The sequence below is a fragment of the Aminobacter carboxidus genome, from assembly GCF_014863355.1.
Lineage (GTDB): Bacteria > Pseudomonadota > Alphaproteobacteria > Rhizobiales > Rhizobiaceae > Aminobacter > Aminobacter carboxidus.
In genome coordinates, this window is sequence record NZ_JACZEP010000016.1 from 73,706 (window position 1) to 85,036 (window position 11,331).

General features: G+C 64.0%; 10 protein-coding genes. All 10 read right to left on the bottom strand.

The genetic code is table 11. The annotated features are described in order from the left end of the window. Positions 1-170 precede the first annotated feature (170 nt). Positions 171-761 carry a transglycosylase SLT domain-containing protein gene (locus IHE39_RS27645; protein ID WP_192568749.1) on the bottom strand — a complete coding sequence of 197 codons (591 nt, stop codon included), beginning with the start codon at positions 759-761 and terminating at the stop codon, positions 171-173. Beyond that, on the bottom strand, positions 691-1,992 hold the full coding sequence (fliK, locus tag IHE39_RS27650; protein ID WP_192568750.1) for a flagellar hook-length control protein FliK: 1,302 nt from the start codon (positions 1,990-1,992) through the stop codon (positions 691-693). The genes IHE39_RS27645 and fliK overlap by 71 nt, the downstream gene beginning before the upstream one ends. After that, positions 1,989-3,353 carry a chemotaxis protein MotC gene (locus IHE39_RS27655; protein ID WP_192568751.1) on the bottom strand — a complete coding sequence of 455 codons (1,365 nt, stop codon included), beginning with the start codon at positions 3,351-3,353 and terminating at the stop codon, positions 1,989-1,991. The genes fliK and IHE39_RS27655 overlap by 4 nt, the downstream gene beginning before the upstream one ends. Further along, positions 3,350-4,687: a MotB family protein gene (locus tag IHE39_RS27660; protein WP_246485659.1), complete on the bottom strand. Its 1,338-nt coding sequence runs from the start codon at positions 4,685-4,687 to the stop codon at positions 3,350-3,352. Before IHE39_RS27660 ends, IHE39_RS27655 begins: the two co-directional genes overlap by 4 nt. After that, entirely contained in the window at positions 4,684-5,301 is a 618-nt protein-coding gene (locus IHE39_RS27665) for a FliH/SctL family protein (RefSeq protein ID WP_192568753.1), read from the bottom strand. The genes IHE39_RS27660 and IHE39_RS27665 overlap by 4 nt, the downstream gene beginning before the upstream one ends. Then, on the bottom strand, positions 5,301-6,953 hold the full coding sequence (fliF, locus tag IHE39_RS27670) for a flagellar basal-body MS-ring/collar protein FliF (RefSeq protein WP_192568754.1): 1,653 nt from the start codon (positions 6,951-6,953) through the stop codon (positions 5,301-5,303). Before fliF ends, IHE39_RS27665 begins: the two co-directional genes overlap by 1 nt. Positions 6,954-7,137: 184 nt before the next feature. Next, on the bottom strand, positions 7,138-8,010 hold the full coding sequence (locus IHE39_RS27675; RefSeq protein ID WP_184769674.1) for a flagellin N-terminal helical domain-containing protein: 873 nt from the start codon (positions 8,008-8,010) through the stop codon (positions 7,138-7,140). 373 nt (positions 8,011-8,383) lie between these two features. Next, positions 8,384-9,166: a flagellin N-terminal helical domain-containing protein gene (locus tag IHE39_RS27680; RefSeq protein ID WP_184769675.1), complete on the bottom strand. Its 783-nt coding sequence runs from the start codon at positions 9,164-9,166 to the stop codon at positions 8,384-8,386. A gap of 381 nt (positions 9,167-9,547) precedes the next feature. After that, complete coding sequence (locus IHE39_RS27685; RefSeq protein WP_192568755.1) at positions 9,548-10,333, bottom strand: flagellin N-terminal helical domain-containing protein; 786 nt, start codon at positions 10,331-10,333, stop codon at positions 9,548-9,550. Between the two features lie 369 nt (positions 10,334-10,702). After that, positions 10,703-11,331, bottom strand: a 629-nt coding sequence (locus tag IHE39_RS27690; protein ID WP_192568756.1) for a flagellin, incomplete at its 5' end; no start/stop codon positions are given.

The window sequence follows — 11,331 nt, forward strand, 5'->3', positions numbered from 1 at the left end:
GGTAATGGGTCGGGACCAAGGCGACCAATCGTGAATTCTTGCCGCTATTTTTTAGGGAGTCTGGAATCGCATGGGTTGAGCAGGTTGCACGATATACGTGCACCCTTGCCCAAGCCTGTCGTGAGGGGCGGGATAGCGGCCCGTGTCCGATTCGTTTCGGCGCAAGACGCCTATGGGTTGCAGAAGGTCCGGGCGTTTTCGGTCCAGCGGCCGAAGCCGGTGGCGACCATGTTGGCGATGACGCGACAGACGTAGCGCTTCTGGGCGGGGTCATTGTTGGGGCCGGCATGGTAGCGGGCAACCGCCATCGACCAGGACTCGTGGCGCGCGTGCAGGCTGACGAGGAAGCGCGCGGCATAGTCGACATTGAGGCGGGGGTTGAGCATGTCGCGGACGGAACGGAACTCGGCAGCGTGATAGCGGTGATTGATCTGCATGCAGCCGAGATCGATCAGCGTCTTACCTTCGCCGCGGGCTGCCTCGAAGGCCGCGACGGCTTCCGTCTCGCTTCGAGCGAAGACAGCTTTTCCTTCTATATTCAATGCGTTAGGCTGCAAGCTGCCCTTCTTCCCGGTTTCCGTCAGGCCGACGGCATAGAGAATGCCGACCGGCACGCCATAGCGGTCGGCGGCGCGCAGGATCTCCGGTTCGCACGGATTGGCCGCAGCCGCTGCCATGCCAGTGGCGATACTAGATGTAGCGGCTGCTGCCAGGGCGATCAGCGCCAGACGACGAGATGTTGCGCGAACTGCCTTCGTCATTTGCCGCTCTCCCACTCTGACGTCCATTGCCCGAATTTGCCCCTTCACCACCCGCTCCGCCCGACTGGGCCGACGCCTGGTCTCGGTTTGCGAAGCCCGAGGATGTGCCGCCGTCAGCGCGTGCGTTCGTTGACTGGGGCTGCAGGATGGTGACCCGATCGACATCGAAGCCAAGACCGCGCAGGGCGCTGTTGATTGCCTCCCGGTCAGATGAAAGCCTGTTATAGGCCTCGGCGTTCTCAACTTCGATTTCAACCGAAAGTTGCTCTCCGGCGAGATGAAGATTGGCCGTAACCATGCCAAGCTCGACGGGGCGCAGCTGGATCTTGAGAACCTGTGCGCCAGGCGTGTTTGAGGCGCTGTTCTGGAGCTGTTGGACGGACGTTGCGGCAGCGACGTGGCGTGGCGCGGCGGAGGCGATGTCCAAAGCGAGCGCGCCCGCGGTGCTGTTTGCGCCATTGCTCGCCGGGGCCGGGATCGACTGCTCCGACATGACGGTGACCGGGTTGCCGGTGGAGGGTTGTTCGGCCTGTCTGGCAAGCGTCGGCCGGGCCGGCTTGTCGGTGCCCGCGGCGATGTCGTTGGCAGCGTCCGATTCCGGCACTCCAGGCTGTGACGCTTGCTGTGCCTCGGGCGCCGAGGCCGTCGCTGGCGTGGTGACAGCTGCCGCAGCTTGTGGTGCCGAGCCAGTGGCTGCCGAGCGCGCGGACTTGCCGTTGGTGACGAGGGCTGCGAGATCGGTCTCGGACACCTCGCCCGACGCGTCTGGCTGTGGGCCTGCATCGGTGGTGTCGGCGTTGGTTGCGTCGGTGGAGCCGGGTTTCGTCGGCTGAGCGCCCGCCTTGCGCAGTTCGCTCAGGGTCAGCACCAGCGGCAATGCAGGCTCGTCGGTCCTCTCCGCCTTGACTTCCTTCGCCGTTGCATCGGGTTGCTCCGGCTCGGATGCTTCAAGCGTCTCGCCCTCGACGGCTTCCCCGGCCTTGGGCATCTCGCCGTCGGCTTCGGCGAGCGCGTTGCGCGCGGCAAGCCGCTCGGCGAGCTTGTTCAGGCCCTTGGGACGCGTGGCATCATGATCGGCGGCATGTCCCTTCGATTTCGGCTCGTCCTTTTGGGGCGAAGCCAATGCCTGGCCAAAATCAGGCTGGTCGTCGTTGCCGACAAGGGCGCTGCGTTCCGAAGCGGATGGGTGGCGGGCGAGTGGGCTCACCAGCGCCGAAAGGGCGTTGGTCATTTGGGGGAGCCTCCTAGAAGTTCGTCAATGGATTCAAGCGTGCGGCGCGCTTCGGTGATCTTGGGGTCTTCCGGTTCCGCCGGCTCGGGCTGCTGCTGGGTCAGCGGCACGACGCGCGGTGCAGCGGCGACCGCCGGTTGCTCAGGCGCAGCCGCTACGGGCGCCGTTGGCTGGGCCTCAGGGGACGAAGCAGGGCTCGGCGCCTCGGCGGCGTCAGGGATCATCGGGTCTGCTGGCGGCGGCGCGATGTCTATCGGCGCCGGCGGAAGGGCCTCGATGTCGAGCGGCTTCGGCGTGCTTGCGGGAGCTGCCGGGACGGCCGAGGTGAGTTCGGAGGCGACCGCCTCGACGGCGTCCAGCAAGGCACGGTCGCCTTTGGACAGCTTGTCGCGATCGATGCCGCCAAGCTTGCCAAGCATGTCGGCGGCGGTGCCGGAGGTGACCGACGACAGGCCGGAATAGAGCTGGGCGCGCGGGTCGGCGTTGCCAGATGATCCATCGCGGCCGTTCTCGGCTTTGGCGGAGGCAAAGGCGGAGAGCTCGCTCAGGCCGTCGATGGCCGCGCGGCGGGCAATACGCAGGTAGACGACCTTTTCCTGCTCGGCATCCATCATCGCGGTTATGTCGGCGAGCGTGTCGAGATTGATCGAGCTGTGCAGGGCAACGACACCGGCAACGAAGGCGTCGGCGAACTGGCTGGCATAAGGCGAACGCAGGTAGTTGCGGACATATTGCGTCGAGTTGCGCAGGAAACGACCGCCGTCCTCGACCCTGCTGGCAAGCGCCACCGAGCGGCGCAGGGCGGCTTCCTCGACGAGGGTGCCGGGGCTGAGCAGCCGGGCCTGATCGAACAGCTTCATCGCCTGCTCGGGCTGATCGGCGATGCTGACCGAACCCTTGACCAAGGCCAGGAAGGCGCCCAGCTCCGAGATCTGCGCCAGCGGCTCGATCGAGGCGAGCGCCTCGACGGTGCCCTTGGGCTTGCCCCTGAGATAATCGATGATGCCTTGCGCCAGCTTCTGGTCGGCCTCTTCAAGCTCAAGCCGCGAGACCACCTGCTCGATGGTCAAGGGGTTGCCGCCGCTCATCGCGTAGATCAGCAGGGCGCGAAAATTCTTGGGTTCCTTGAATGTGGCAGGATCGGCGGTGCGCATGCGCTCGTCGGTCATTTCAAGCAGGCGGCGCTGCAACGGCAGCGAAGCCTGGTCGCCGGAGGCGATGCGGTCCTGCAGCAACTGGAGGCAGCGCACCAGTTGGTAGGGCTCGAGCGCGGGTGCTTCGCTGGCCGCGGCACGGCCGGGCACGCCCGCAACCAGCAAGGCGATGAGCGCGGCACCAGACAGGGTCGCTGCGAGCCTCATTCAGAGCGCTCCAACAGGATTTCGATGCGCCGGTTGGTGGCCGAGAAGGGCTCCGCCTTGTCCCTCAGCTTGCGGTCGGCAAAACCGGCGACCTCGACGATGCGCTTTTCGTCGAGCCCGGCGCGAGCCAGCATGTAATAGGCGGAATGGGCGCGCGCGGTCGATAGGCGCCAGTTGTCGTAGCCACCACTACGGAACGGACGCGCGTCGGTGTGGCCGTTGATCGAGACGTTGCCCTCGTGGGCGGCGATGGTCTTGGCGATCTTTTCCATGGCGAGCACGAGCTGCTTGCGCGGCACGGCAGAGCCGATCTCGAACATGCCGAAATCGAACTGCTCGGTGACGGAGATGACAACGCCCTTGTCGGTGGCGACGACCGACAGACCGTCGGGCAGGGCGCCGCCCGACTTGATCGCCTCGGCGAGCTCGCGCCGGATGGCGTCGGCGTCGTTGATGGTTTCGCGGGTTGGCGCCTCGTCCCTGGGCTTTGGCGTTTCGGCCGTCGCCTCGGCTTCCGCGGCATCGCTCTTGGGCGCGTCGCCCGGCTTGGCGGCGGTTTCGCGCGCCGACGGGGCGGGCTTGGGCTGAGCCGGAGGGGTCCGCTCGGCGAGTCTTGCCTGGGGTTCCGGGGCCTGCTGTTCCTGCGCCTTGACCGGGTCGGACTTGGCGGAGCGCTCGGTCTTGTCGCCGGGCTTTGCCGGTTCGCCTTCGATCGCGGCGCGCTCGGCAGAGGCCTCGGCGGCGGGCGTTGCGACCTGTTCGGTCCAGAAATCGGGCGCGAACGGATCGCGGTAGGCTTCGCCGCCGGAGGCGCCATTGGCCGGGCCGGCGTTCTGCGCGCCGCCTTCGCCACGTTCCGAGACGTTGGCCTTAGCGCCGGTGTCCTGGGCGATTTCGGCGAGCACGGCATAGGGGTCGGCAAACAGGTGCGCGTCGGAGCGGTTGACAGCTTCGGCCGCCTCGGCGGAATTCTTCTCAGTCGCCGGGCCGGCATTGCCGCGGCCGTCGGAGCCTGCCTTGGCGCTGGCTTCCTGTGGGTTCTCGGCGGTCAAGCCGACTGAATTGGGACCGTCGCCGAGCTCTTCGAGGCCCTTGCGGCTGGCGTTGCGGTCGACCAGCTTGACCGGGTTGAAATAGCTAGCGACAGCCGCCTTGGTCTGTTCGTTGGCGGCACTGATCAGCCACATGACCAGGAAGAAGCACATCATCGCCGTCATGAAGTCGGCGAAGGCGATCTTCCAGGCGCCGCCATGGTGGCCGTCGTCATGGTCGGAATGGGCCCGCCTGACAATGACGATCTCGCGGTGCGGCTCGGCGCCATCAGGACCGTTCATGGCAATGTCTCGGAAAGTGCCGAAGACCATTCGCCGAGGCGGGTCTCGAACAGGTTGTCGTCGATCGAGACGCTGAGATCGAAGCCGACAGCTTCGACAAAGTCGACATTGTCGATGCGCGTGCCGATGGCGGCTGCCAGCGCGTCGAACAGGAACTGCGGGCCGCTGACCTTGATGCGCACCGCTTCGCGATCGGCGCAAGCTGCGAGGATCGCCGTCGACAGCGCATCGATGGAGCGCTGGCGGATGTCGTCGCTGACGAGTGTCGCGACGACACGGGCGGCGGCGTCAGTGGTTAGGTGGACGAGGCGGGTCTCCATCTCGGCAATGCGCGTGGCGATGACCTCGCCGGCCTCAGTGCCGAAGCGGGCACCAAGGGCGGCGACTTCTTCGGCGTGGCGCTGGCGCTCGGCCTCGAGCACCAGCTCGTACTCCTGGCTGAGGCGCGTGGTCAGGTCTGCTTCAGCCCTGGCGACGGCTTCAGCGACGATCGCCGGGACATCCAGGTCCGGAACGGCCTTGGGATATTCCGCGACCGGGGTTCCGGGCTCGGCACTATGAGGGGCGAGCGGCGCGAAGTCGGTCAGCCGTTCGAAAAGCGCTGCGATCGACATCAGGCGGCGACCTCGTTGCCGGCCCATTTGCGCAGGATCAGCGCGGTGCGCTCTTCATTGATGTCGACCATGCGGGCGAGGCGGTCCTGCGGGGCAGGGCGCAGCTTGTTGCGCAGATCGTCCATGGCATGCGGCCTATGGTCGGAAAGGGCGGCAGGCTCCTCCTCGAAGGAGGCCATGCCGTCAGCGTTAGGCAAGGCGCGCTGCATCTCTTCGAAGCTCGGGCCGGCGAAAGTGGGAAGGGCTGGTGCCGCAGATGAACCCGAAAGCGCTGCCGCCATCGGCCTCAGGCCGAAGAAGGCGACAAGGAAGACAACGACGATGAAGGCGGCGGCGTTGATCAGCGTGCCGGCGTGCTGGCCGACCGAGGCGAGCATGCCGGGGCTCTCGATGATTTCGCCGTCGAGGCCGTCGATGAACTCGACCGCCGAGACGTTGATCAGGTCGCCACGCTTTTCATCGAAGCCGGTGGCCGAGGTCACCATCTTCTGGATATCGGCGACGCGGGCGGTGATGGCCTCGGGCGTTGCGTCCTTGCCCAGGATGGCGGCAAGGCGCTGCTGGTTGACGACGACGGCGATCGACATCTTGGTCACCGAATAGCCATTCGAGACGGTGGCGATGCGCTTGGAGTTCATCTCGTAGTTGGTGATCTCTTCCTTGCGGTCGCTTTCCGAGGTCGACTGCGGGCCGTCAGTGGCGCCACCGGCTTCGGCGTCGGGCAGGTTCTGCTCGACGGTAGCAGGTGTGGACGACTGCTTCTGGTTGGAATTCTCGTTGGCGCGCACGACCTGTACGGAACGTTCGACGCGCGATTCCGGATCGAAGATGGTCTCTTCGGTCTGGCGCGAGTCGGTGTTGACGTCGGCCTTGACGCTGGCACGGAAGTTGTCCGGGCCGAGATAGGCGGACAGTGCGCGGCGGATGTTGTCTTCGATCTGGGTTTCGACAGTGCGCTCGACACCGATGGAGCGGGCGGCGCTCGAATTGCTGGGGTCGTCGCCCGATGCGAGCAGGTTGCCGCTCGAATCAAGCACGGTCACGCGCTCGGCATCGAGGCCGGGCACGGCGGCGGCGACCAGATGGCGGATCGACATGGCGCTCTTGTCGGCATCCATGCTGGCGGCGCGGATGACCACCGAGGCCGAAGGCTTCTGCTCGTCGCGGCGGAAGTTGGCGCGCTCGGACATGACGATGTGGACGCGTGCGGCCTTGATGCCTGTTATAGACTGGATGGTGCGGGCGATCTCGCCTTCCAATGCGCGGACGCGGGTGACCTGCTGCATGAAGGAGGTGAGGCCGAGCGAACCGACATTGTCGAACAGCTCGTAGCCGGCGTTCGCACTGGTGGGCAGGCCCTTTTCGGCGAGCAGCATGCGGGCTTGCGCCGTGCTGCCCGCCGGGACCAGCACGGTGGTGCCGTCGGAGGCGACGTCGAAGCCGATGCCGGCTTCGCCGAGCACCATGCCGATCTGGTTCACGTCCGAGCGTTCGAGGCCGACATATAGCGTCTCGTAGGCTGGACGGTTCAGATAGACGGAGGCCACGCCGACGATGGCGATCACCAGCGCTGCGATACCGCCCAGCATGGCGAGACGGCGTGGGCCGAAACTCCTGAGATTGGCGACGATGCTCTGTAGCTGTTCGGGCACGTGCGTAAGTTCCCCGCAATACTTTCCGGGGAGACCCTAGCCCGCGAAGCTTGTGCGAAAATGTTATGGGCCGCGCAAGATGCGCGGCCCATGGCATTTCGTCGGAATTGTTGCTGGTGAAGTGCCGCCTGGCGTCAGGCGGCGTGGCTTGCGCAAGTCGAAACCGGCTTTCAGGGCCGAAGCGTCAGCTCTTGAACAGTGCCAGGATCGACTGCGAATTCGAGTTGGCGATCGACAGTGCCTGGATGCCGAGCTGCTGCTGGACCTGAAGGGCCTGCAGACGCGTCGATTCCTTGTTCATGTCGGCATCGACGAGCTGGCCGACGCCGCGGTCGATGGAGTCCATGAGCTTCGAGACGAAGTCTTTCTGCAGGTCGATGTGCGACTTGGCAGCGCCGAGTTCGGAAGCAGCCAGCGTGAAGCCGGTCAGTGCCGCTTCGATGTCGGTCAGGAAGCCATCGATATCGGCGTCGGTTCCATTGGTCTCGACATTGATCGCCATGATATCGGCGGTGATCGGCTTGGCAGTGCCGTTGGCGGCAAACAAGGTGACGTTAGCCAGGTCGATCGAGATCTTGCCCAGGGTCACGGTGCCGTTGGCGGCGCGATTGTAGGAGGAAACGATCTCGACTGGGCCCGGGTCGTCGGTGGCCAGCATGTTGGAACCGGCATAGCTGGCGCCAATGGCAGCGCTTCTGAGGTGGACCTGCAAAGTGGCAATTTCACCCTGGATCTGCTTGCGGGTGTCGAGGCCCTGACCGCGTGCGGTGATCAGCTTCTGCTTGATGTCGTCGACGACGCCGATGACGTCCTTGAGAGCCGTGTAGGCGGTGTCGACCTTGCCGGCGCCAAGGCCAAGCGCATCCTGCACCGAGGAGTTCGCGCCATTGTCGGAACGCATGGTCGTCGCGATCGACCAGTAGGCGGCATTGTCCGAGGCTTCAGCGACACGGTAGCCGGTCGAGATTCGCCCCTGTGCTACCTGGAGTGCCTTGTTTGTAGCGCTCAGGCTCTGCAGCGCCGTCAAAGCCGCGGCGTTGGTCATGATGCTGGACATCGGATAAGCCCCCTACTGTAATTCGCGTGACCCTGCATCGCGCGTGAACTGCGTCAGTCGCTGGTTAACCACTGCTAAACAAGTATGGTTAATGGCAGATTAACATTGCCCGGACGGGATGAGCGGGCAGGGTCAGCAACGCCACAGCATGATCTGTGGCCAAGCTTGTGCGAGGCTATCCACCTAACCGCCGCGGAGCCGCCTGGTGCCGGAATAATGCCAAATTATTCAGCCGATTAGGTAGTTCGACCCGCCTGGGTAGAAGGTCGAGACCATACCATCTTGCGCTTGCATTAGACGAAACGAAACTGGGCCGTACCTTGCGGTACGGCCCAGTCTGCAATCTTGGTGCCTGAGACGGCTCGGATCGGTGCTAGTTGCGGAACAACGTCAAGAGCGACTGCGAGCTCGAGTTGGCGATCGAAAGCGCCTGGATGCCGAGCTGTTGCTGGGTCTGCAGGGCGGCGAGACGAGCCGACTCCTTGTTCATGTCGGCGTCGACCAGCTGGCCGATACCGCGGTCGATCGAATCGATCAGCTTGGAGGTGAACGCCTTTTGCGAGTCGACGCGAGTCTTGGCCGCACCGATGGTGGCTGCATTGGACTTCATCGCAGTGAGAGCGGTGTTGATCGTGATGGTGTCGGTTGCAGCGCCCAGGGCAGCTTCGAGGTCGTAAGCGGCAACCGTCATCGTCGTCGGAGCGGCGCCCGGCTGGTAGCCGGTCACGATGTTGGCGGCCGTACCGCCGGTCTTGAGCATGTTGACGCCCTGGAAGTCGGCGTTCTGGGCGATCGACACGACCTGTGCCTTCAGCTGGGTGATTTCAGCGTCGATGGCGGCGGTGTCGGTGCCGGGCGTTGCACGGGCAACGTACTTCTTGACGATTTCTTCGGTCTTCTTGATTGCCTCTTCCAGCGCCGAAGACGCGGTGTCGAGAATGGCGGCGCCAAGGCCGAGAGCGTCCTGAACAGCACTGAGGGCGCCCGTCTGGGTGCGCATCGAGGTGGCGATCGACCAGTAAGCAGCGTTGTCCGAGGCGGTCGAAACGCGCTCGCCGGTGGCGATGCGGTTCTGCGTGACAGCCAGATTCTTGTTGGTGCTCGACAGCGTCTGCAGAGCGGTCATTGCGGACGCGTTGGTGAGAAGGCTGGTCATAAGCCCTGTTCCTTGTATTCGAATTTTTTGAGGAACATGCCGGCGAAAGGCCGACGCAGGCGAAGCGGCATCATGCCTATGGCCGACTGTTCCGGGCCAACTCGCGCTGTATTGCGATCTAACCGTGTAGCCCCTGCGAAATGGCTAATTTTCATGGTTAATGAAATATAAATGTGTAAAATTTTATAAATTTTACTTGGTGTGTATTGGTATTTTCTGATTTTGACCGCGAGTCAGTTGTATATCTCGATTTGAAACGCGGCCCTTGAAGTGTTCAAAACGAAACCGGGCCGTACCTTGCGGTACGACCCGGCTTTCGATCCTCGTGCCTGAGACGGCTCGGATCGGGATAGCCGACGCGGCGAACCGCGCCAGCCGATATTAGCCGCGGAACAGCGACAGGAGCGACTGCGAGCTCGAGTTGGCGATCGACAGCGCCTGGATGCCGAGCTGCTGCTGGGTCTGCAGGGCGGCCAGACGAGCCGACTCCTTGTTCATGTCGGCGTCGACCAGCTGGCCGATACCGCGGTCGATCGAGTCGATCAGCTTGGAGGTGAACGCCTTTTGCGAGTCGACGCGGGTCTTGGCAGCACCGATGGTGGCAGCTGCCGTCTGCATCGCCTTGAGCGCGGTGTCCACGGCAACAGTCGTGGTAGCGCCAGTCAGGGCAGCTTCCAGGTCATAAGCGGCGACCGTCATCGTCGTCGGAGCAGCGCCCGGCTGGTAGCCGGTCACGATGTTGGCCGCCGAACCACCCGTGCTCTTGAGCATGTTGACGCCCTGGAAGTCGGCGTTCTGGGCGATCGACACGACCTGTGCCTTCAGCTGGGTGATTTCAGCGTCGATGGCGGCGGTATCGGTGCCGGGCGTTGCACGGGCAACGTACTTGTTGACGATTTCCTTGGTCTTGTTGATGGCCTCTTCCAGCGCCGAAGACGCGGTGTCGAGGATGGCGGCGCCGAGACCGAGAGCATCCTGAACTGCACCGAGGGCGCCCGTCTGGGTGCGCATCGAGGTCGCGATCGACCAGTAAGCGGCGTTGTCGGAAGCCGTCGAGACGCGCTCGCCGGTGGCGATGCGGTTCTGCGTGACGCCGAGGTTCTTGTTGGTGCTCGACAGGGTCTGCAGAGCGGTCATTGCGGACGCGTTGGTGAGAAGGCTGGTCATAAGCCCTGTTCCTTATATTCGAATTTTTTGAGGAACATGCCGGCGAAACATTCCGGCTCAGGCGAAGCGGCATCATGCCTATGGCCAACTGTTCCGGGCCAACTCGCGCTGTATCGCGATCTAACCGGGAACACCCTGCCAAACGGCTAAGTAACGTGGTTAAGTATTTCTAAATAGCTGATTTTTATACGAATTTCACTATCGACTGTGCCGCTAGGGCTGGCTGCCAAGAGGTGCTTGGTTCAGGTGTAGCAGCAACCTTCAAAAACGAAACCGGGCCGTACCTTGCGGTACGACCCGGCTTTCGATCCTCGTGCCTGAGACGGCTCGGATCGGGATAGCCAACGCGGCGAACCGCGCCAGCCGATATTAGCCGCGGAACAGCGACAGGAGCGACTGCGAGCTCGAGTTGGCGATCGACAGCGCCTGGATGCCGAGCTGCTGCTGGGTCTGCAGGGCGGCCAGACGAGCCGACTCCTTGTTCATGTCGGCGTCGACCAGCTGGCCGATACCGCGGTCGATCGAGTCGATCAGCTTGGAGGTGAACGCCTTCTGCGAGTCGACGCGGGTCTTGGCAGCACCGATGGTGGCAGCTGCCGTCTGCATCGCCTTGAGCGCGGTGTCGACCGCCGTTGCGTCGGTTGCAGCTCCGAGTGCAGCCTCGAGATCGTAGGCTGCGACCGACATCGTCGTCGGAGCAGCGCCCGGCTGGTAGCCGGTCACGATGGCGGCGGCCGTACCGCCGGTCTTGAGCATGTTGACGCCCTGGAAGTCGGCGTTCGTTGCGATCGACACGACCTGTGCCTTCAGCTGGGTGATTTCAGCGTCGATGGCGGCGGTATCGGTGCCGGGCGTTGCACGGGCAACGTATTTGTTGACGATTTCCTTGGTCTTGTTGATGGCCTCTTCCAGCGCCGAAGACGCGGTGTCGAGGATGGCGGCGCCGAGACCGAGAGCATCCTGAACTGCACCGAGGGCGCCCGTCTGGGTGCGCATCG

Excerpts from the sequence above, each read along its gene's own strand:
- IHE39_RS27665 (WP_192568753.1), bottom strand. The coding sequence starts at position 5,301 with ATGTCGATCGCAGCGCTTTTCGAACGGCTGACCGACTTCGCGCCGCTC.
- IHE39_RS27655 (WP_192568751.1), bottom strand. The coding sequence starts at position 3,353 with ATGAGGCTCGCAGCGACCCTGTCTGGTGCCGCGCTCATCGCCTTGCTG.
- IHE39_RS27645 (WP_192568749.1), bottom strand. The coding sequence starts at position 761 with ATGACGAAGGCAGTTCGCGCAACATCTCGTCGTCTGGCGCTGATCGCC.
- IHE39_RS27685 (WP_192568755.1), bottom strand. The coding sequence starts at position 10,333 with ATGACCAGCCTTCTCACCAACGCGTCCGCAATGACCGCTCTGCAGACC.
- IHE39_RS27660 (WP_246485659.1), bottom strand. The coding sequence starts at position 4,687 with ATGAACGGTCCTGATGGCGCCGAGCCGCACCGCGAGATCGTCATTGTC.
- fliK (WP_192568750.1), bottom strand. The coding sequence starts at position 1,992 with ATGACCAACGCCCTTTCGGCGCTGGTGAGCCCACTCGCCCGCCACCCA.
- IHE39_RS27675 (WP_184769674.1), bottom strand. The coding sequence starts at position 8,010 with ATGTCCAGCATCATGACCAACGCCGCGGCTTTGACGGCGCTGCAGAGC.
- IHE39_RS27680 (WP_184769675.1), bottom strand. The coding sequence starts at position 9,166 with ATGACCAGCCTTCTCACCAACGCGTCCGCAATGACCGCTCTGCAGACG.